Consider the following 21,481-nt stretch of genomic DNA (forward strand, 5'->3'; position numbering starts at 1 on the left):
CCGAAGGACAAGGACTGAGCTTGACGGAAAAGATGAGCCAGGCTGGTAGCGAGGCTGGTAGTGATACATCTCACGATCTGACCGCAGCTTGGGCCACTGCGATCTTGACGCGGTTGGCGGCTTACGGGGTCCGAGATCTCTGCATCGCCCCGGGCAGTCGCAGCGCCCCGTTGGCGCTGGCGGCTGGTCGTATGCAAGATGCAGAGTCGGCAGAGCCCGGACCGCACTTCACTCTGCATACCCACTTCGATGAGCGTGGTCTAGCATTTTACGCTCTCGGTTTGTGTCGACAACGCCAGCGTCCGGTGGCGATTGTAACGACCTCCGGAACGGCGCTGCCGAATCTCTACCCGGCACTGGTTGAGGCGCGCTACAGCTACTTACCGCTGATTGCGCTGACCGCTGATCGCCCCCCGGAACTGCTCGATTGTGGTGCCAATCAGGCGATCACGCAGCCAGGGTTGTTTGCTCCGCATGTGCGCGCCGAGGTCTCGCTGCCGCCGCCCGATCTGCACTTGAGCCCCGGTTGGCTGGCGTTGCGCCTCGATGCGGTGCTGCGTCGTGGCTGTGATCCACAGGCACCGGGTCCGGTGCATATCAACGTGCAGTTGCGAGAGCCGCTCTACGGTGGAGGCGAGTCGGCGGCGGTGTGGCTCGCTCAGCCCACCGCGCCAGCGCCTGCACCGTTAGCGACGCCGGTCGGCTCAGGGTGCGGTGTAGAGGGCAACGAGGGGGAGCCGGTGGCGTTGCAGCCGCCGTTGCTCTTCGTTGCCGGGGCGCTCAAGGAGAGCGAGGCGGCGGCTGTGCTGGCGTGTGCGGAGGCGGCCGCGATCCCGATCCTCGCCGATATCGGCAGTCAATTGCGCCTCACCGATCACCGCTGTGTGATCGGCGGCGGTGAACTGCTACTGGCGACCGCGGCCGGTCGCGAGGCGTTTAGCGGCGTCCGCCAAGTCTTTCAGTTCGGTGGCCGTCTGACCGGAAAGCGCATTGCTCAGTGGCTCACCCAGCACACCGCCGAGCACTACCTAGTCAGCCCCTATACGGATATTCACGACCCGGCGTGGCGCGCGCAGCCCCTCTACAGCGATATCGCTGCCTTCTGTCAAACACTGCAGCCGCCGCAACAGGCGCCGCTGCCCGGTTTGGCGGCGGCGCGCACGACTCAGGATCGCTGCCTCTCGCAAGCCTTGACAGCCACGGCTCCGCCTAACGGCGAGCTGGATGAACTCAGCGCCGTTGCCACGACGGTCGCTGAACTGCCGGAGCAGATGGCCCTCTTTCCCGGCAACAGCCTCGCCATCCGCATCTGCGATCTGCTCGCTCCCGCCGTCAGCGGACAGCCGTGCATTACCCAGCGCGGAGCCAGCGGCATTGACGGGCTGATCGCAACCGCTGCCGGTCACGCGTTTTACCATAGCCCCGGGGTCACGGCGATACTCGGCGACCTCTCCGTGCTCCACGATCTCAACAGCCTCGAGCTCGCAGCCGCCGTGCCACATCCACTGGTGCTGATCGTGCTCAATAACGACGGCGGCGGCATCTTCGATTGGCTGCCGGCGCGGACCCATCCAGCCGTTCAGCGCCAGCTCTTTCGCATGCCGCACGGGCGCGATTTCGCCCACGCTGCCGCGCAGTTCGCTCTGCCGTATCGCCGCTGTAGCGATGTTGCGACGCTGCAAGCGGTCTATCGCGAGGCGTGCGCCCACCCCGGGGCGAGTCTCCTTGAGGTGCCGTGCGCACCACAGCAAGCCAGCGAGCGCTTAACGGAGTTGCTGCGCCGCCTAGCGGAGGTGGAGGGCGGCGGGTGCTGAGCTGGGGCGAGGCGGGACGCCCTACGGTGGTGCTGGTGCACGGCTTTATGGGCGATCCGCAGGAGTGGGCGCCGGTCGCCGAGGCGCTGCAGCCTGATTGGCATTGCATGGCCCCGCAACTGCCGGGACACGCCGGTGAAGTGGTCGCGGCCGAGAGCCTGCCGGAGCTGGCCGAGGCGCTATGGACATCACTTGAGCGGCATCTACCGGAGCGCTTCGCCGTACTCGGCTACTCGCTCGGCGGGCGGTTGGCCCTGCAGTGGGCGGCGCAGCCGGAGCGGGCCGCGCGGCTCACGGCACTGCTGCTCGAAGGGGCGCATCCTGGGCTGCGCAGTGCCGCTGAACGGGCGCAGCGCTGGGCGGCCGATCAGCAGTGGGCGCAGCGCTTTACCACCGAGCCGTGGCCGGAGCCGCTAACCGCGTGGTATCGACAGCCGGTCTTTGCCTCGCTCAGCGAAGCGCAGCGGCGCGCTTTGATCGAGCGCCGCGCCCGCCACTCCCCCCACCACCTCGCTGCCGTGTTGCGGGCAGCCAGCCTGGCGAAACAGGCGGATATGCGCCCGGTGCTGGCCGAGATCGCCGCTCCCATAACCTTCATCGCCGGTAGCGAAGATACGAAGTTTTCCGCCCTAGCCGATGAACTCGCCGCGCAGCTGCCCCGCTTGAGGGTTGCCAAATTGGCAGGTCTCGGGCATAACTGCCACGCCGAGGCGCCTGAGCGGGTCGCCCGGGTCATTCACGGCACACTCGAAGGTGAGCGAACAGAACCATGAGTACAGACGCACACAGCTCCATCATTCCAGGGGCCGATTGGCAAGACTGCTCGGCCGGTTACGAGGATATCCTCTACCATAAGGCAGCTGGGATCGCGAAGATCACCATCAACCGCCCCGAGGTGCGCAACGCCTTTCGTCCGCGCACCGTCGAGGAGATGCAGCAGGCGCTGGCTGACGCCCGCTTCGATGCCGATATCGGGGTCATCATCCTCACCGGACAGGGCGATCTGGCCTTTTGCTCCGGTGGCGATCAGCGGGTGCGCGGCGATGCCGGCTACCGCGACGAGGGTGGCACTCACCACCTGAATGTCCTCGATCTGCAGCGCCAGATCCGCTCTTGTGCCAAGCCGGTGATCGCCATGGTGGCTGGCTACGCTATCGGCGGCGGCCACGTCCTGCACATGGTCTGCGACTTGACCATCGCCGCGGAGAACGCCCGCTTCGGCCAGACGGGTCCGCGCGTCGGCTCGTTCGATGGCGGTTTCGGGGCGAGTTTCATGGCGAGCATCGTCGGGCAGAAGAAGGCCCGGGAGATCTGGTTCCTGTGTCGGCAGTACGACGCCCAAGAGGCGCTGGATATGGGGCTGGTCAACACCGTAGTGCCGTTGCCGGAGTTGGAGCAGGTCACGGTGGAGTGGTGTCAGCGCATCCTTGAGCACTCGCCGCTGGCTCTGCGGGCGCTGAAATCGGCCTTCAACGCCGGGGTCGACGGCCAAGCCGGTATTCAGGAACTGGCCGGCAATGCGACGTTGCTGTTCTACATGACCGAAGAGGGCCAGGAGGGGCGCAACGCCTACCTGGAGAAGCGCAAGCCGGACTTCCAACGCTTTAAGCGCCAACCCTAAGGCGGGCAGCGTTAAGGGTGATGGCGGGAGCCGAAGCCGAAACCGCAGCACGGGTGCAGCGGCTTACGGTGTGGCGTTACAGCGTACCGCTGCAGCCACCGGCGCCGCTGAGCTGGCGTGAGGGTCTGCTGCTGGAGTGGCAGAGCGCTGCCGGTGCGCGCGTCTACTCCGAGATCAGCCCCCTGCCGGGATTTAGCGCCGAGTCGCTCGGCGAGTGTGAGCAGGCTGCACGCGAGTGGCTAGCGGCGGGTGGTGAGGCCGCCCGATGCGTACCGCAACTGCCGCAGCTGCAGCCGCCCTTGGCCAGATCGGTGGCAGGGTCAGCGGTGGAGTCAGCGGCGGGACCGGGTGCCGGATCAAGCGGAGCACGCTCGCCGGCTGCGGAGCCCTTACCCGGTTTCGCCGCCCTACCGGCAGCGGTTCGCTATGGGCTGGAGAGCGGCTGGTTACAGCTCAGTGGTGATGCGCAGTTGCCGCCGATCCCGACGATCACACCGTGTCGCCTGATCGATCCTTCGCGCATGGAACTAACGGTCCTGACCGAGAGCTTGGCAGCGCCGGTTGTTGAGGCAGAAGGGCGCGTGCGCTGCCTAAAGGTGAAGGTGGGGCGGGCGCCTCTGGCAGAGGAGATTGAGAAGCTCGAGTGGCTGTTGACGCACCTCCCTGTGTCGGTGCGGCTGCGCCTCGATGCCAACCGCGCCTGGTCTCTGCTGCAGGCGCACGCCTTTTGCCAGGCGCTGCCGGCTGAGCGAATCGAGATGATTGAGGAGCCGTTGCACGCCGGCGCCGATTATCAGGCGTGGACGGCGCACTGCGCGATCCCCTTTGCCTGGGATGAGACTCTGCGCGAGCAGCCGCACGCCGATCTGAGCACACCCGGACTCTACGGCATCGTCCTAAAACCGATGCTAACCGGCTTGACGGCGACCGCGCAGTGGGCTGCGGCGGCGCAGTACGCCGGTCGGCAAGTGCTACTTAGTGCCGCCTTCGAAAGCAACCTGACGCTCGATTTTTACGCTCGCTTGCAGCGCTACTGGGGGCTGGCCGATCCGCCCGGGCTCGATACCTTTGGGGCGTGGCCGGCAGCGCTGCTGGAGCCGTTGCAGAGCCAGGCCACCGAGGCGGCCAAACCGGTTTGGACGCGGGAGGCGTTGCAGTGGTGCGGAGAGTGGCTGTGAACGGCCACGCAGCAGGCGATATGAGTGATATGAGTGATGTGAGGGTTGCAAGAGATGGGGAGGCAGCGGGTGGCGGGGCCCCTGCAGAATTTCCCTGCCTGCTGGCGCGGGCCGCGCACCGTTTCCCGAATGCCTTAGCGCTGCTGACCGCCGAGGGTAGCACTTGGAGCTTTCATCAACTCGATGCCGCAGTGAGCGAACGGGCGCTGGCGCTGCGGGCGCAGGGGCTGCGCGAGGGGGCGTGGGTGGCGCTGCGCATCCGCACAACGGCTGCCGGGGTGATCGATTGGCTCGCCCTGCTGCGAGCCGGCGCTTATGCCCTACCGCTGAGCGAACGCCTTCCCGATCGGGCGCTGCGCGAACTGCTCGATGAGCACGGCCTGGAAGGGCAGATCCCGCAGCCCGGTGCGGCGCTGCAGCGTTCTGACTGGGAGCAGGCTGCGCCGCCGGTAAGCCGTAAGCGGCGGAGTGGAGTCGACGAATCGGCACTATGTTGGCACTTTCGTGCCGATCGCCCGTGTGCCGGCGTGCTGACATCCGGCTCGACGGGGCGACCGCGGATTGCCGTGCACAGCTACGCCAACCACGTTCGCAGTGCCGAGGGCGCGGCACAGCAGATGCCGCTGCAGCCTGAATCGCGCTACCTGCTCTCGTTGCCGTTGAATCACGTCGGTGGCTTAGCGATCCTCTTTCGCACGCTGGCCGCCGGGGCGACGATGGTCCTCGGAGGGCGGGCCGAGGATGCCGACTTTCTCCGTCGCTATGCAATCCATTACGTCTCGCTGGTCGAGACGCAGCTGCGTCGTCTGCTCGCCGCAGCTGAGCCACTACCGCAGCTGCAGCGGGTGTTGCTCGGGGGTGGGCCAGTCGCTGAGTCGCTGCTGGCGGCCGCCGCAGAGCGTGGGCTGGCGTGCTGGCTCAGCTACGGGCTGACGGAGATGGCCTCACAGGTGGTGACGCACGATCCGGCGGGGCGTGGCGCGGTGCTGCCGTACCGCGAGTTGCACATCGCCGACGATGGCGAGATCTGGGTCCGTGGCGAAACGCTCTTTCTCGGTTACCTCGAGGCGGGGCGGGTGCAGGCGGCAACCGACGCGGCAGGGTGGTTTCAGACGCGCGATCTTGGGCGCTGGCAGGGGCAGCGCCTGGAGATCATCGGGCGTAAGGACAATCAGTTCATCAGCGGCGGTGAGAATATCCAGCCGGAGCAGATTGAGAGCGAGCTGACACGCCATCCGCAGATCGATGCGGCGGTGATTGTACCGCGTCCCGACCCCGAGTTCGGTTTTCGACCGGTCGCCTTCCTCGCTGCAGCCGGGGCGATGCCGGCAGCCGAAGAGCTGCAAGCGTGGCTGCGCGAGCGGTTAGCGAGCTACCAGCTGCCGGTGGCCTACCGGCCGTTGCCGGAGTATGGCGGGTTGAAACCGCAGCGCCGTGATCTGGAGCGAATCGCTGCGGCTGAGGACGACGATTGATCGGCCTCCCGGGAAAAGCGCTCGACCACCCCCATGGGTACAGCACGGCTGCGTGCCAGCGTCGTTGTTAGCGCTCGCTAAGCCACTGCTTGATTGCCGTATGGACCGCCTCTGGGCACTCCTCGTGCGGGACGTGACCGCAGTCGTCGATCACGACGGTCTCGGCGCTTTTTAGCCGAGCAGCGACCTGATGCGAGTCGGCCGCCGGGATGATCGGATCCTCAGCACCGATGATCACCAAGATCGGCACCTCGACCTTCGCCAGCGCCTGCTCGACATCAAGCGGCTCGATCAGGGCGCGGCGAAAGATCTCGGCCCAGGCCAGATCCCACCCCGCGACCTCGTCGTGGATGGTAGCCAGGGCGCGGCGCTCTTCGCTGAGCCGTGCCGGGTCGTGGTACGAGGCCTCAAGCAGCCAGGGGCGTTGACCGATCCAGCGGGCGGCGAGGAGATTCAAGTGCTCGATCTGCGGAGTGGCCGCCAGCCAGTGCGGCAGGGTCGGGCGGTCGACCGTCACCATGGGGTTGATCAGCACCAGGCCGCGGACGTGTTCGGGGTGGCGGTAGGCCGCCTCAAGGGCGATGGCCGCCCCGGAGGAGTTGCCGATGAGCACCACCCTCTGTTCTGCCAGCGTCCCGTGATCGAGGCTGTGATCGAGCAGGGCGCGCCAGTGGGCAACAGCGGCCTCCAGGGTGAAGGGGGCGCTGCCGACCTCAGCCGGGTCGGGCTTGGCGCTGAGTCCGTACGGAACCTGATCGTAGGCGACAACCCGATGGCGCTCAGCCAGCCGCGGCATCAGCGAAGACCACGAGTGGACGTTGAGGGTAAAGCCGTGCAGCAGCATCAGTGGCACTGGCTGCGCTTCAGGTTCGTCCACGACGTTATCCGTCGACCCTTCGGCTGGTTCGTCTGTTGACGTGTCGGGTCCGGCGGCGAGGTAGTGCAGTTCGACCGGCAGCTGTTCTGGCGGTGCTACCGTCACAAAGCGGCTCGTCTCCCCGCCGAGGGCAGCGGCGGGGGCACCCGGTGCCGGTGCGGAATCGATCCACAACGGTACGCTGGCGAACCCGACGCCGATCAGCAGCACAAGCCCACCGAGAAGCCCAAGGAAGAACTTCCCAGCGCGCCTCCAGCGCCTGTTTCGTGTCATCTCGGCTTCCTACTTCTGTCGCTCAAAGAGGCTTGCTGGGCGACGCTCGTCGAGCTACGCTCACGGCGCGAAGTTGGCATTGCGCGAGGGAAGGCTAAAACCCGGGCCAGGGCCCACGGTAAGGCCCACAGCAGGGGGGCTGCCTGCAACCGACGCAACGCTGCGGCTGGAGTCCGAGCCGCCGCCCGTTGCGCAGTGTAGCGCACCGCGTATCGTCCCCACCACTTCCCGAATCGCTGCGCGATTTAGGTGGAAGGCTGCGCTGCGGTTTGGTCGTCGCTCTGGGATCCTCTACGATAGCCAGGCGGGATGCGCACTCGAATGGCTCGCCCCGACTGCGCGAACAGCTGTTGCTAAACTTTGCGTAAGTAAAGTCAGTCGCATGAGTTGGCCTGTGCACTTATGGCGGTACATCAAGGGCTGGCTTCACCCTTGAGAAACTTAGTATCCCTGCAGGAGGTCTCTGCGTTGGTCTCGACTAAGAAGCGTATACCGAATTTGCCCAACGCCTGGTACTGGCTGGTCGGCGGTGCCGCCTTAGTCGTTGTGCTGGCTGGCCTCCAGGCCGTCTCTTCCATCGTCAACCCGCTCCTTCTTGCTGCCTTTTTGGCCATCGCTTCGGCGACCCCGCTGAACTGGATGCAGCGCCGCGGGGTGCCGGGGCCGCTTGCCGTGATGGCGCTCTTTTTGGTCGTCGGGCTCTTCTTCTTCCTGCTCTTTTTGGCGCTGCGCGGAGCGGTGGAGACGATGGCCGCACAGGCGCCGCAGTATCAGGCGCATATCGGTGCGCTCTTTCAGCAACTGCGCGATTACTTGATGGGGCTAGGCGTACCGAATGAGGCCTTGCCCGATAAGATCCCGTTGCCGGCGGTGGGGACCTTCGCCGATGCAGCGGCGTCGATCGCCGGCGGCATCACTCAGTTTACGGCGGCGACCTTCCTGGTGTTGCTCGCCTTCATGTTCCTGCTGCTTGAGGAGAGTACCCTGCCGGGGAAGCTTGCCGCGGCCTTTCCGAGCAGTCGGCGCGGGCGGGTCCGCATGCGTCGCTTCCTCAGGGCGGTCGATCGCTACATCTTCATCAAGAGCGCGACGAGCTTCTCTACGGGCCTAGCGGTCGGCATCGGTCTCTATTTGATTGGTGTCGACTTCCCCATTTTGTGGGGCATCTTGGCCGGCCTGCTCAACTTCGTACCGACCGTCGGCTCGATTATCGCCGCAGTGCCGGCGGTCTTGATCGCCCTGGTGGGTGGTGGTTGGGTGGAGGCGATCTTGGCAACGGCGCTCTTTGTTGGCGTTAATGTGGCCATCGGCAGCGTCATTGAGCCCCGCCTGATGGGGCGCAGTCTGGGGCTTTCGCCGCTGGTGGTGCTGATCTCGTTGCTGGTCTGGGGCTGGGTCTTTGGGCCGGTGGGGATGCTGCTGTCGATCCCGCTGACCATGATCGCCAAGCTCGCTCTGGAGGCGCAGCCGGCGACGCGCTGGATCGGCGTGATGCTCAGCGATCGGGCCGATTAGCAGCCTAGCCTTCAAGGTAAGTCTGCGTAGACTATTGTGCGGCCATGGTGGCGTTGCCCAGCCTCGGCAACACGGAACCACTCGTACTCAGTCGGTCAATCCACTGATAGCAGAAGCTGTAACTGGAGGTTTTCGAGGTGACCGCCCGTAGAGTCGGGTGGTGATGCCACCGTGCAGCAGTAAGGGGTGGTGAGGCAGTGCATGGTGCGTTATACTGAGCGGCCTAGTCAGGAACCGCCCGTAGCTCAGCCGGATAGAGCGTCGGCCTCCGGAGCCGAAGGTCGCAGGTTCGAATCCTGCCGGGCGGGCCATCTCTGATATTTTCAAATCGTCCGAGCCTTCCTCTAGCCCCTTGAATGGTCTCGAGATCCTCGTCGGGCCTTCGAGCCTCCAAGGGCTCCGGTCGCTGAGATCCTGTTACCAACTGCCAGAACCACTTGCAGTAGAAAGCCATAGGGCCTTTATGTATCAAAGGGTTAGCGGCGGATCTTTTCCACATTTCCGTTAGTGGTAAAATGGTCCGCTCGCCCCAGAAGACGGTAGGATTGCCGCCCACCGACCCCGTGCCCCAATGACCCTGCCCTTTCCCGCAATCAGCACCATTGCCACCACCGAGGTGGTCTGTTTGCCGCCCACGGCGACCGTCGCCGATGCGGTGCGGACAATGAAGGCCCGCAATATCCGTAATGTCGTGGTGGTCGACGACCGGGGTTATCGCCTCTTTCTCTCCTCAATGTTGCTGACCCTAGAGGCGCAGGGACACGACTTCCAAACTCCGCTCGATGCGCTGGATCTGCCTTGGGCGACCGCGTTGGCACCAGATGCCTCGGTGCTCGATGGTCTCAAAGCGATCCGTAACCACAGTGAGCACATCTGCCTTGAGGATGAGAACGGTGCGCTCTGCGGCATCGTCAGTTACAGCGACCTAGCTGGTAGCCTCGATCCCCAGGCTCTGGCTCAGAGCCAGAATCTTGGAGAACTGCTGTACAGCGCTAAGACCTTGGAACTGGCCCCGGATTTGGCGCTAAACCATGCGATGGCACGGATGGCCGATCAGGACCGTGATGCCGCGATCATCGTCGATGCGCAGCGTCCCGTCGGGCTCCTTACCCAGCGCGATATCGTCACTCTGCTAGACGCCAGAACCGACCCGGCGACCCCGGTCGAAGCGTGTATGACCCGTCCCGTGCTGACCCTTGATGAGGGAACCAGTGTCTCCGAGGCACTTACATTCTGCCGCGAACGGCGCATCAAGCGAGTGGTGGCGGTCGATGCCAACGGTCGTCTCAGCGGGGTGATCGGCCAAAAGGATTTGGTCAACCTCTACTACAACCAGTGGTTTACTCTGCTGAAGGATCACCAGAGCGAGCTGGATAGACTCAACGCCGCGTTGCGGCAGAAAAACCGCGAGCTAGAGACCTTAGCTGAAGAGGTGCCTGGTGGTCTGCTGGCCCTCAATGCCGATGGCACCATCACTAGGGCGAGTGCGGCCGCTGCCGAGATGCTAGGCAGCTCAGCCTCTCGCCTGGATGGGCGGTCGATTTTTCGGTTTTTCGGCTGTGCTCGCGAAGCTGCCGAGTCAGGCCGCTACTACTGTCGCCAGAGTGGTTCACAACCGATCACCCTTGAGGCTTGCCCGCTGCACCGGGCTTTGCAGGCGGGGACGGAGTACGCTGGCCGCGAAGTTATCATCTCCGAGGACGGCTCCCAGCGAGTCGTGGATATTCGCACCAGAAGATTGGCCGGTGATGGCTCCGCCATCCTGCTGTTTCACGACGTTACAGAGGAGTATCAGTCGAGACAAGAGCTTGAGGAGCGTGAGAGTCACTTTCACACCCTGTTTGAGCTCTATCCCGACGCCGCTCTGCTCATCGATCCTGATACCGGTAGGCCGGTGCGCTTCAACCGGCTGGCCTATGAGCAATTGGGTTACACCGCCGAGGAGTTCGCCGAGCTGCGAATTGCCGACTACGAGGCCGTGCAAACGTCAGAAGAGATCGACGAGTGCATCCAGTCTATCCTGGCACACGGGCAGAAAGCGTTTGGGACCCAGCACCGACGCAAGGATGGTAGCCTGGTCGATGTCCACGTAACGGGGGTCCGGTTGCCGTTCGAGGAGCGGACCCTCCTCCTCGCCGTATTCCGCGATATCAGTGCAGAGAAAGCGGCTGAACGGGCTCAGAAGGCGCTGACGGAGCGCTTGCATCTGGCCACTGCAGCCGCCGAGCTTGGTATCTGGGAATACGACCTGATCAGCGGCCGTCTCGAATGGGACGCGGGCATGTTCCGCCTCTATGGCATCGACCCTGCCGCTTTTGGTCACTCCTTCGCTGATTGGGCTGAGGCGCTGTTGCCCGAGTCGCGGGAGGAGGCAGTGACTGCATTCCAGGAGGCTGTAGCCTCCGCCACCCCTTTCGATATCCAGATCGGCATTCGCCGTGCCGACGACGGAAAAATCCGCACCTTGCACGGTCAAGCCCAGGTCATTCGCAACGGCGCCGGTAGACCGATCCGCGTAGTGGGCGTCAACCGGGACGTCACCGAGGAGGAGGAGAATCGCCAGCAGGTCGCCGCTGCCGAGGCAAAGTTCCGCGGTCTCTTTGAACTTGCACCGGTGGGGATCGCTATGAACGATTACGCCACTGGTACGTTCCTGGATTTCAACAAGGCCCTGCTCGAACCCACGGGTTATAATCACGAAGAGTTCCAGCAACTCGACTACTGGGCGTTGACCCCGCCGGCCTACCTGGCCGACGAACAGGCTGTGCTCGAATCTATGGAGCGCACTGGCCGCTACGGTCCATTCCAGAAGGAGTACATTCGCAAAGACGGTTCGCGTTACCCGGTTTTGCTTCACGGCTTTAAGACCACCACGCCGGAGGGGCGCGAGGTCATCTGGTCGATCATTCAGGATATCTCCGATATTGAGCAGACCCGGCGGGAGTTGGAAGGTGCGCGCAACCAGTTCGCCTCGCTAGTGGAGAACATCCCTGGGATCACTTTCCGTTGCCGCTACGATAAAGACTGGACCATGCTCTTCATGAGCCAGGCTGTCGATCCTCTGACCGGTTATACGGCCAGCGAAGTCATCGACAACGCCACCGTCTCCTATGCCCAGCTCATCGATCCCGCGGATGCGGCTCGGGTCGAACAGGTCATCGCGGAGGCGGTGGCCGTGGGCCGCCCCTGGGAGGTTGAGTACCGGATCCGGCATCGGGATGGCTCTCTGCGTTGGGCACAAGAGCGGGGGGTCGCCATTCGTGACGAGCAGGGTGAGGTCGCCTATCTAGACGGCTTCATCTTGGATATTACCGAGCAGCGCAAGGCCGAACAGGCCCTGCACGAAGCCAAGGAACGCTTTCAGGGCATCTTCGAGCAGACGAGCAGCGGGGTGGTTGTCTATTGGCCGGTCGAGGGTGGAGAGGATTTCGAGTTCGTGGAGTTCAATCCGGCATCGGAACGCATCGAGCAGATCCCCAGAGAGGCGGTTATCGGCCGGAGACTGACTGAATGCTTCCCGGGTGTCGAGGAGATGGGACTGTTGGCGGTCATGCAACGGGTGGCCAAGAGCGGCGAGCCGGAAGTTCTGCCCATCGCCGAGTACGGCGACGGGCGCATCGCCGGGTGGCGGGAAAACCGTGCCTTCCGGCTCTCTTCCGGCGAAGTGGTTGTGGTCTACGACGATCTCACCGAAATCAAACAAGCTCAACAAGAGTCCGATCAGGCGCGAGAGGAAGCGGAGCGCGCTAGTCGTGCTAAGAGCGAGTTTTTGGCCAACATGAGCCACGAGATCCGCACGCCGATGAATGCGGTCATCGGTCTGAGCCAGCTCTTAGCGCAGACTGATTTGAACGAAAAACAGCGCGAGCAGTTGCGCAAGATCCAGCACTCCTCGAAGATGCTGCTCGGCATCCTCAACGACATCCTCGACCTATCTAAGATCGAGGCCGGCAAGCTGGAACTGGAGGTTCGCACTTTTCGGCTCGCCGACGTCGTCGAACAGATGGCGACCCTCTTCGGCGAGAAGGCACACGCCGGGGGACTGGAAATCCTCTACCATATCCCGCCCAGTCTGCCGCGCACCCTGGTCGGCGACTCGCTGCGCCTTGCTCAGGTGCTCGGCAATCTGCTCAGCAACGCCATCAAGTTCACTGAGCGTGGCGGCACAGTGGAACTGGGCATCCGACCGGTTGAACCCTCGACCGCTAACCATGCCACTCTGCATTTTTGCGTGTGTGACACCGGCATCGGTATGAGCGAGGCGCAGATCGCCCGGGTGTTCCAGCCATTCAGTCAGGCCGACAGTTCCACGACCCGGCAGTACGGCGGCACCGGGCTCGGGCTGGTGATCAGTCGGCGGTTGGTAGAGGCCATGGGCGGTGAACTGACGCTGGTCTCGACCCTTGGCGAAGGCAGCACCTTCAGTTTCACGATGGAGCTACCGCTGGGCGAAGGCCATGGGGCGGCCATCGCCTGCCCGCAGACCCGTGGCCGCCGCGTGCTGATTGTCGACGACCAGCCGAGCGCCCGCGCGATCATGCGCGAACTGCTCCATCACTGTGACTACCTCACTGAGGAGGTCGCCAGTGGTGAGGCCGCTATCGAACGCATCGTGGCGGCTGAGCAACGCGGCGAGCCGTTTGACTTCATCCTGCTCGACTGGATGATGCCTGGCGGCATGAACGGCACTGAGACTTGCGAGGCGATTGAGCGCCGGCGCCAATCCGGTGAATTGCAGCAGACCCGGCCACCGATTTTGATGGTCAGTGCCTACGCCCGGGAAGAGTTGGAGATCCCAGAGGGCCAGATCACTGACTTTCTGGCTAAGCCGCTGACTGCCTCTGCGCTCTACGATGCCCTGGTGCGCGCCGAGGGGGGCGCGGGCTTGGAGCGTGCCGAGCCTGCGGCCCGCGTGCCGGATCTCAGTGGTCGCCGGCTGTTGTTGGTCGAGGACAATGAAATCAACCAGGAGGTGGCTATACAGCTGCTGGAGAGCACGGGTGCTACGGTAGAGACGGCAGAGAACGGGGCCGAGGCCGTTAAGGCGGTGCACGCTGAGGCCCCGGATCTGATCCTGATGGATTTGCAGATGCCGGTGATGGACGGCTTCGAGGCCACTCGAGTGCTGCGGGAAGGGGGCTACGAGCGCCCTATCCTCGCCCTTTCAGCAGCGGTGATGGAGGAAGACCGGCGGCGTGCCGCAGCGGCCGGGGCTGACGGCCACCTAGGCAAGCCGATCGACAGCTCCGATCTCTACGCCGCACTGCTCGCTCACCTCGGTGTAGAGGCTGTCGCGGATGCTGCTGTCCACGCCGATGTTGCTACCGGTGAAGCCAACTCTGCCTGCGCGCTGCCCACCGAACTGCCCGGCTTCGACCTTGAACGCGGTCGCCGCCAGCTCGGTGGTGATGAGGCCCTCTACCTCCGGCAGCTGCGCAGCTTCCGCGCTAAACTGACTGGCGACTACGCCCATCTGCTAGACCACCTGCGCACCGGTCGCGACGAGGAAGCGCGTCGACTCGCCCATACTCTCAAGGGTGTGGCCGGCACCTTAGCGGCGGTGGAACTTCAGGGCTTGGCTGAACAGATCGATCGCGCCCTGAAAAGGGGTACAGAAGTTTCCACCGAACTCATCGAGCACCTTGAGCGGGCCTTTCGGGAGACCGAGCAGGTGCTCGCCGAGCTTACTTACGAACCCGCGATCGCTCCTAAGGGGGCGCCGGAGGCGGTAGCGGCACTGCGCCAGCGGCTAGAGGATAGCGAACTGATCGAGGAGGAGACCCTGCAGGAGGCTCTTGGCTACCTGCGCGGTCAGGGGCTCGACTGTGATGCGCTAGCAACCTATGTGGAACAGATGGCATTCGATGAGGCCTTGCAGTGCCTCGAAGAGCTGCTGCAAGGCAATCGTTGAAGTGGCTAAGGTGCCCGCTCGGCGCCCGGTGAGTCACCTAAAGCACCATGGAGCAGCCACGGCATGGTAGGTCCCGAGTCCAGGGCTTTCAAGGTGCCAGAGCGGTGGCACGATCCGGCGCTGATCGAGGCGCTGCGTGCGCGTCTGCTCGATTGGCAGCGCAGCTGCGGGCGCCACGAGCTGCCGTGGCAGCAGCCGGCGACCCCGTACCGGGTCTGGATCTCCGAGATCATGCTGCAGCAGACGCGGGTCGAGAGCGTCATCCCTTATTTCGAGCGTTTTATCCAGCGTTTTCCAGATCCACACGCCCTGGCAGCGGCGCCGCTTGAGGCGGTGCTTGAGCACTGGGCTGGGCTTGGCTACTACGCCCGAGCGCGCAATATGCACCGTGCTGCAGACGAGATTGTTGCGCGCTGGGGCGGTGCTGTGCCGAGCGAGCTTGCTGACTTGCAGGCACTGCCAGGGATCGGGCCGTCCACGGCCGGGGCGATTCGCTCGCTGGGTCACGGCCTGCCGGCGCCGATTCTCGACGGCAACGTCAAGCGCATCTTAGCGCGCCTCGATGATATCGCTGGGTGGCCTGGGCAGAGTGCCGTTGCGCGGCAGCTCTGGCAACTCTCTGCCTGCTTGGTGCCGCCGGACGGCGATTGCGCACGGTTTAATCAAGGGCTCATGGACCTCGGTGCGCGCCTCTGTCTGCGTCGGGCGCCGCACTGCAATCGCTGTCCGCTCGCCTTTGCCTGTTTGGCTCAGCAGCGTGGACGGACCGCCGACGTGCCAGCACCCCGGCCGCCGCGGGTGCGTCCACTGCGCCGCCTGCGGCTGCTGCTTATCGAGCGCGACGATGCGGTGCTGCTTGAGCAGCGTCCAGCGGCCGGGATCTGGGGCGGGTTGTGGTCGCTGCCCGAGTGTGCACTGAGCGACGATCCCTGCCAATGGGTCTTCCAGCGCTTCGGTTGGCCTGTCGAGCGTGGCCGTGAACTGGCGGTCCGCCGCCATGCATTGACCCACTTCGAGCTCGAGTTGCATCCGCTGTTCCTGCACAGCTTAGAGCGCGTCGATGAGCCGTTGCGGATTGCCGAGCCGGGGGCAGCGCTGCCGCTGCGCTGGTACCGACCGTCCAATGAGTCCTCCCCCGGACTGCCGGCGCCGATCGCGCGCCTGCTGGAGGAGTGCCAGGAAGGAAGGGTGGCGGCGTTCAATATCTCTGATTACCCCAGTGATCTTGAACAATAAATTTGGCACTACAGCATCGCTAGGTGACAAAAATCGGGGAGATAAGTCGTTGACTGTTTGACCCGGGAAGAAGAGCGCGAAACGAACCACGGTCTGCACGCTTTGCTGGGCGTTGCTGCATTGCCGCAATTTGGCCGCCGATGACCGTGCGGTTTTGATAGACTGAGCGGCGAGTCAGAACGCAGAACGCAGAACGCAGAGCGCAAACAGTTCGCTACCGACCCGAGCGCGTTAGATCACTGAGGTGGGGCATGAGACAGACGGTTCACTGCATCAAGCTTAAGCAAGAGGCCGAGGCGCTGGAGTATCCGCCCTATCCCGGCGAGCTCGGGCAGCGCATCCAGCAGCAGGTCAGTAAGCCGGCCTGGCAGATGTGGGTCCAGCAGCAGACGATGCTCATCAACGAATACCGGCTGATGCCGGCCGATGCGCAAGCGCGGCGCTATTTGGAGCGCGAGATGGAGCGCTTTCTCTTCGGACCGGGTTCGGAGCCGCCGCCTGATTACCGCCCCAAGTCGTGAGTATGATCGCTGCGGCAACCACCGGTGACGCATTGGCGTGCTCCACAACGCCCAGTCGTCGTTACCATTCGGGAGCCTCTCGAAGAAGCCCGACCTCTGTGTTTCTAAGGTCAATCACTTCGGTGACCGAAGGCCTGGTTTTTCGCGGGGCCTGCTAGTCGCGCAATCAGTACAGGAGCTGCCGCCACGTATGGAGACCACTGCAACGAGCAATCGAGAGCCGCGGCCCGGCTGGCCGCTGGTGCTCTGGTACGCAATCCGTCCACGCACCTTGCCACTGTCGCTCTCACCGGTGCTCGCCGGGTCGGCGGTCGGCTGGGTCGAGAGCGGGGTGCTTCGCCTCGATGTCACGTTGGTGGCGGCGCTGGTCATCGCCATCATCCAGATCGGTACGAATCTGCAGAACGATGCCGCCGATACCCTCAACGCCACCGATCAGGCGGGGCGGGTCGGTCCGCTGCGGGTCACCGAACGCGGCTGGCTGACGCCACGCCAGGTCCTCACGGGGGCCTTCGCCGCCTACGGGGTGGGGCTGTTGCTCGGTGTCTACCTGATCTATCTGGGTGGGTGGCCGATTGTTGTGCTGGGACTGCTCTCGGTGCTGGCCGCCTTTGCCTACTCCGGCGGACCGTGGCCGATCTCCCGCGGTCCCTTCGGTGAGCTGGTGGTGATCCTCTTTTTCGGGCTGGTGGCCGTCGGCGGGGTGGCGTACCTCTATGGCGCTCCGATCACCTGGAAAGTGCTGCTGATTGCGCTGATCGTCGGCGTACCGGCGGCGGCGGTGCTGCTGGTGAATAATCTCCGCGATCGGCAAAGCGATGCCCGAGCCGGGCGACGGACACTGGCGATCTTGCTCGGGCGTGAACGCGCGCTATGGCTCTTTGGCGGCTTTCTGCTCTTCGTAACGGTGGGGCTGCTGGTGGTGGCTACGGCCGGACCCCCGTGGGTGGGGGTGGCGCTTGGCCTGGCCGGCGTGCCGCTCGGGGTTAGGGTTTGGCGCGCCTTGATCCATGCTGAAGAGCCGGCGACCTACAATTCCTGTTTGGCGCGGACAGCGCTCTTTCAACTCTTGGTTACCGTGACGATGACCCTGGGTTTGGTGCTGGCAGTTGCAGTCGGTTGATGCGGTTGAATGAAGCTCGCGGAGACGTTACCGTGCGAACCAGGCGTTCGTGCCCCTGCCCCCCACTGGGAACTTTATGCTCTGGCTGGATTACAGGCGCTTGGTGGGGCCTCGGCGTGCTGTATGTGCTGTAGGCGGCGGGGCTATGGATGGCTGCCGTGCAGGTAGGGTGGTCACTTGGTCTTGCTAGCCTTGGAGGCCCAGCAGGGTAAGTGTGACTGTTTGGGAGCGAGTTAGAGGAGTCGTGCATATGCAGGGCAACTTGAATCCCCGTGAGGTGCTGATTGGCGGCTATATTCCGGCTTCGGCCGCTGTCGACGCTGGTTGGACCGTGCTGCGCGTCGCGGCTGGCCTCTTTATGGCCTTTGGGCATGGCTTGGGCAAGGTGCCCCCACAAGACCCCTTTATCGGCATGATTGGGGACTTGGGCTTTCCGGCGCCGGCGCTCTTTGCTTGGTCGGCCGGAGTGGTCGAATTTTTCGGCGGTCTGCTACTGGCCGCGGGAGTGTTGACGCGGGTCTCGGCCTTTTCCATTCTCATTACTATGCTGGTCGCCGCCTTTATGGCGCACGCCGGTGATCCATTTGCCGATCGCGAGTTGGCGTTGCTCTTCGGTGGGGCGATGATTGCCTTTATCGCTGCCGGTGCGGGGCGTTGGAGTGGCGATCACTATCTGCGGCAGCGCTATTGAGTTGCGGCACGAACGGGCGGGGATCGATGGCGGATCGCCTGCCTGCTGTGGCCCCCGCCTGCGGGTGGGGGCTCTAGTCACGAGGGAGGAGAGTTGCAGTGAACGAGTCGACCCACAATCACCCTGCGAGTGACTACGATGAGCCGCCGCGGCGCCGGAGCCGATTCGGCGGCTGGTTGGTCTTGTTATTGGGGCTCGGTGCGACCGTCTCGCTGGTCGGTTCGTTCCCATTTTGGGGGGGGCGCTCGTTTGTCTTCCTGCTCTTCTTCGTGCTGCTCTTCCCGGCGACCGTCATTGCAGCGCTGATGCGCTGGTGGCCGCAACGCGATGCCCAGAAGGTCGGTGACGGTATCGATTGGCGCCGCCGCTTGCACCTCTCGGCCGCCGGCTTGGCGATCGCTGCTACGGTCTCTCTGTTGCTCGGGATCGCTTGGTTCGGTACGGCGGCAGGAACCATGTTGACCGTCGCCGGCACCATGTTGCTGCCGCCGGTCGTGATCTTGCTCCTGCTGACCTTCTCTACGCGCCGTGAGCGTGGCACTCTGGCCGAGAGCATGCTCGACCCCGGCGAGGAGGTGGTCTACCAGGCGCAAGTGCACTGGGGGGTCTTCCTGCCGACGATCGGGGTCATCACTGTAATTCTGCTGTTGACCTTGGCCCCGCTGGGCACGATCGGCTACGGTGTGGCCACTGTGCTCTATCTGATCGTCTTGCCAGGAACAGCGGCGCATGCGTTGAGCATCTTTTTCAACACCGAGTTGGAGGTGACGCAGAATCAGATGGCCGCGGCGACTGGCTTGATCGTGCGCACCTTCCGGGTGCTCGACCGCGACGATATTCAGGCGGTCGGCGTCTACCAAGGCTGGCTGGGTAAGCTCTTCGGCTACGGGCGTATGAGCTTTATTTGCAGGGATGGCTTTGGATTCAAGGTGCCCGGTATTGTCGATCCAGAGGGGGTGCGGAAGATCCTCTCAACGCGGTGAGTCGACGCGGGTGCCCCCCCGGGCGCAAGGGCGCAAGAGAGGGGGGACACCCCCCCGGGCGCGCTGCGCTTGCGCCTATTTCTGACCACTGTAGCGAACTTGTACGCGGTTGCCCGGGGGGAAAAACTCTACGCTGTCGGCTAGTTGCCGTGCCAGCCTGATGCCGCGTCCGGCTGGTTTTTCGCTTGTCTCCTCTTGTGCCACACTCCGTTGGCGCTCCAGCCACGGCGCGTAGTCGAACCCCGGTCCCGAATCTTCGATTTCAATGAGCAGCGTATCGCTGCCGCTGACAGCGGGGGTAGAGGCGATACGGATGCAGATTTCGCCTGCGCTCAGCGTTTCCAGTTTTGCCAGCCGTTCGCGGTAGTAGCGCTCGAAACCGTCGGCGTCGTGCTTGAGGGCCGAGTCGAGGCCGAGGACGCCGTGTTCTAGGGCGTTGTTGAACAATTCGGCGATAATGAAATAGAGACTTTGCCGATCGGCTTCCACTGTACCGAGCTCGCCAAGCAGTTCCATGACGGCCGGTACAGGATTAATCCGTTTTAAGGTGGTGGCGTCGAGCCGAAGTTCAGCGCGCCAGATGCCTGAGGGGGCTACGCTGGAAGCAGCGGGGGAGGGGCTGCTGCAGAAGGCTGCGGTAATCCGCTCTAGATCGAGCTCGAGCAAGGTGGTGTCGTCGTTCGGCTCAGTCGAAGCCCAGTACCGCTCAAGATGTTTGAGGATGAGATCGAAGCCTTCTCCGGGGGGGGCCGTGCGCAGGGCCGTTTCGACTCCCTCGGCACCGTACATGCGCCCTTCGATCGCCGCCTCGACGACCCCGTCGGAGCAGGCGTAGAGGTAACTGTTGGGGGGTAGCTCTTGATAGCGTAGTTGGCGCCGACCGGGGGCGCTGTTGCCGATCACGCCGAGAGGCAGGTCGCCCGAATCGAAGGTGGCGAAGATTTGCCCCTCTTGAACCAGCCACAGCGGCGGCATTCCGGCGTTCCAAGCGCCAAGACGACGGTTGCGGCAGTCAATCTCGATCAGCGCTGCAGTCAGAAACATATCAGGCGGCAAATTGCGGTAGAGCCGCTCGTTGATGAGGTCAAGTAGCTCTGCCGGATGCACACCGCGCACAACGCGCTCGTAAAAGGCCTCAGCGACCGCTGGCACCCCGACTGCTGCACCGATCCCGTGGCCGGTAAAGTCACCGATGAGCACCAGCAAGTTGCCGTTCGGACGCCGCTCGGCCAGCAGCAGATCGCCGCTGAGAATCGCGGCGGGGCGGTAGAAGTAACGAACCCCAGGGCTCTTGAGGGCCGCTGAGCTCAGCGCACGGGCAACGATACGCTCGGCGCGCTCTTGCTCGCGTTCGAGCCGGTCTTGATGGGTGCGCAAGATGTCTTTATCGACGGCGATCGCCTTGAGGCGTCGGATCAAGTCATCGACCCGATCCATCACGCCGTTGAGGTCGCGAAACCCAAGATCGAGTTTGCGCGGTTCGATACGGTGGATGTCCTTGACTGCGTTGACCTGCGCGACTTGCGCGCCGAACTCATCGACTGCCCGCTTCAGGCGCCGGTGGGTGAAGTAACCGACTCCGGCAGCGACCAGCAGGGCGAGGGGGGCGCCGGCGAGCAACAGCCAGAGATAGCCGGTTCGCGCCTGCGCCAAGACGCTCGCAATGTCCTGGCGCACCTCGATGACTCCGAGAACGTCGCCAGGTTCGACATTGCTGTGGCAATCTTGGCACTCTGCGCGAGTGGTGACCGGCATGATGTGGCGCAGTAATGGGCCTTCGTCGCGGACCTGGAGCGTTTCGCCCTCGCTAAAGGCGCGCTCGACCGCAGAATCCGGGCTGGTATCCTCTTCAATCGTACCGTATAGCTCGTCGACGAGGGGGCCACGATAGATCTTGACCTTGGTCGGGCTTTTTTCATAGGTGCTTTCCAGTGCCCCGGTGAACTCGCTGAGCTCTTCTCGTCCCCAGCCCAAGCGCATGACCTGAAACATCGACTCAAAAGTCTGTTGGGCGATTGCGCTGGAGTTCTGTTCGGCCTGACGCTGTAGGATGTTGCCGTAGAGCGCCGCAGAGAAGAGAGCGGTGACGGCAAAGACGCCGAGGGCAACCGTTGAGACGGTCAGCATCAGGAAGATACGGAGGGTCAATCGGCGCATAGGGGGTCAAGCCTTCCGCGGTCTATTGAGTGGGTTACCGGATTACCAAAGAGCATCTCGAACTCGAAGCCCCCGCTCTATGGTGGCTTAGCGCTCCGCATGAAGA

Annotated in this window: 14 protein-coding genes, 1 tRNA gene and 1 pseudogene; 14 read left to right on the forward strand and 2 right to left on the reverse strand. The window is 63.8% G+C overall.

Going from position 1 to position 21,481, the window contains the following annotated elements; all coding sequences use genetic code 11:
• Positions 1 to 20: 20 nt before the first annotated feature.
• From menD to menE, 5 genes are read left to right on the forward strand one after another with little or no spacing between them, the layout of a single operon-like run.
• On the forward strand, positions 21 to 1,814 hold the full coding sequence (gene menD, locus CKO15_RS00330) for a 2-succinyl-5-enolpyruvyl-6-hydroxy-3-cyclohexene-1-carboxylic-acid synthase (RefSeq protein ID WP_242464438.1): 1,794 nt from the start codon (positions 21 to 23) through the stop codon (positions 1,812 to 1,814).
• On the forward strand, positions 1,808 to 2,587 hold the full coding sequence (gene menH, locus CKO15_RS00335; protein WP_338035959.1) for a 2-succinyl-6-hydroxy-2,4-cyclohexadiene-1-carboxylate synthase: 780 nt from the start codon (positions 1,808 to 1,810) through the stop codon (positions 2,585 to 2,587). The genes menD and menH overlap by 7 nt, the downstream gene beginning before the upstream one ends.
• Entirely contained in the window at positions 2,584 to 3,435 is an 852-nt protein-coding gene (menB, locus tag CKO15_RS00340) for a 1,4-dihydroxy-2-naphthoyl-CoA synthase (protein WP_200191342.1), read from the forward strand. The genes menH and menB overlap by 4 nt, the downstream gene beginning before the upstream one ends.
• A gap of 20 nt (positions 3,436 to 3,455) precedes the next feature.
• A complete protein-coding gene (gene menC / locus CKO15_RS00345; protein ID WP_200191344.1) occupies positions 3,456 to 4,613 on the forward strand; it encodes an o-succinylbenzoate synthase in 1,158 nt (385 codons plus the stop codon).
• 20 nt (positions 4,614 to 4,633) lie between these two features.
• Entirely contained in the window at positions 4,634 to 6,088 is a 1,455-nt protein-coding gene (menE, locus tag CKO15_RS00350; RefSeq protein WP_242464439.1) for an o-succinylbenzoate--CoA ligase, read from the forward strand.
• Positions 6,089 to 6,155: 67 nt separating this feature from the next.
• On the opposite strand, the gene CKO15_RS00355 is transcribed toward menE, so the two are convergent.
• Positions 6,156 to 7,238 carry an alpha/beta fold hydrolase gene (locus CKO15_RS00355; protein WP_200191346.1) on the reverse strand — a complete coding sequence of 361 codons (1,083 nt, stop codon included), beginning with the start codon at positions 7,236 to 7,238 and terminating at the stop codon, positions 6,156 to 6,158.
• Positions 7,239 to 7,706: 468 nt separating this feature from the next.
• Between CKO15_RS00355 and CKO15_RS00360 the strand changes: the two genes are divergently transcribed.
• The 9 genes and pseudogenes from CKO15_RS00360 (at position 7,707) to CKO15_RS14460 (ending at position 19,218) form a co-directional block, all read left to right on the forward strand.
• Positions 7,707 to 8,753: an AI-2E family transporter gene (locus CKO15_RS00360; RefSeq protein WP_242464440.1), complete on the forward strand. Its 1,047-nt coding sequence runs from the start codon at positions 7,707 to 7,709 to the stop codon at positions 8,751 to 8,753.
• A gap of 234 nt (positions 8,754 to 8,987) precedes the next feature.
• Positions 8,988 to 9,064: transfer RNA gene (locus CKO15_RS00365), tRNA-Arg, on the forward strand.
• A gap of 260 nt (positions 9,065 to 9,324) precedes the next feature.
• Positions 9,325 to 10,533: pseudogene (locus CKO15_RS14760) on the forward strand (CBS domain-containing protein); the annotation flags it as partial.
• Positions 10,519 to 14,664 carry a PAS domain S-box protein gene (locus tag CKO15_RS00370; RefSeq protein ID WP_476729763.1) on the forward strand — a complete coding sequence of 1,382 codons (4,146 nt, stop codon included), beginning with the start codon at positions 10,519 to 10,521 and terminating at the stop codon, positions 14,662 to 14,664. The pseudogene CKO15_RS14760 and the gene CKO15_RS00370, both read left to right, overlap by 15 nt.
• Positions 14,665 to 14,727: 63 nt before the next feature.
• Entirely contained in the window at positions 14,728 to 15,900 is a 1,173-nt protein-coding gene (mutY, locus tag CKO15_RS00375; RefSeq protein ID WP_200191352.1) for an A/G-specific adenine glycosylase, read from the forward strand.
• A 251-nt stretch (positions 15,901 to 16,151) separates the two neighbouring features.
• Positions 16,152 to 16,421, forward strand: coding sequence for an oxidative damage protection protein (locus CKO15_RS00380; protein ID WP_200191354.1), 270 nt, complete (start codon positions 16,152 to 16,154; stop codon positions 16,419 to 16,421).
• Between the two features lie 190 nt (positions 16,422 to 16,611).
• Positions 16,612 to 17,544 carry a 1,4-dihydroxy-2-naphthoate octaprenyltransferase gene (gene menA / locus CKO15_RS00385; RefSeq protein WP_200191356.1) on the forward strand — a complete coding sequence of 311 codons (933 nt, stop codon included), beginning with the start codon at positions 16,612 to 16,614 and terminating at the stop codon, positions 17,542 to 17,544.
• Positions 17,545 to 17,794: 250 nt separating this feature from the next.
• The gene (locus tag CKO15_RS00390) at positions 17,795 to 18,235 is read left to right on the forward strand and encodes a DoxX family protein (RefSeq protein WP_200191358.1); all 441 of its coding nucleotides are present in this window, start codon (positions 17,795 to 17,797) and stop codon (positions 18,233 to 18,235) included.
• 98 nt (positions 18,236 to 18,333) lie between these two features.
• Positions 18,334 to 19,218, forward strand: coding sequence for a PH domain-containing protein (locus CKO15_RS14460; RefSeq protein ID WP_200191360.1), 885 nt, complete (start codon positions 18,334 to 18,336; stop codon positions 19,216 to 19,218).
• Positions 19,219 to 19,293: 75 nt separating this feature from the next.
• On the opposite strand, the gene CKO15_RS00400 is transcribed toward CKO15_RS14460, so the two are convergent.
• Positions 19,294 to 21,375, reverse strand: a complete 2,082-nt coding sequence (locus CKO15_RS00400; protein ID WP_200191362.1) for an ATP-binding SpoIIE family protein phosphatase — start codon at positions 21,373 to 21,375, stop codon at positions 19,294 to 19,296.
• Between the last annotated feature and the right edge of the window lie 106 nt (positions 21,376 to 21,481).

This window comes from Halorhodospira abdelmalekii, assembly GCF_016583625.1.
GTDB classification, from domain to species: domain Bacteria; phylum Pseudomonadota; class Gammaproteobacteria; order Nitrococcales; family Halorhodospiraceae; genus Halorhodospira; species Halorhodospira abdelmalekii.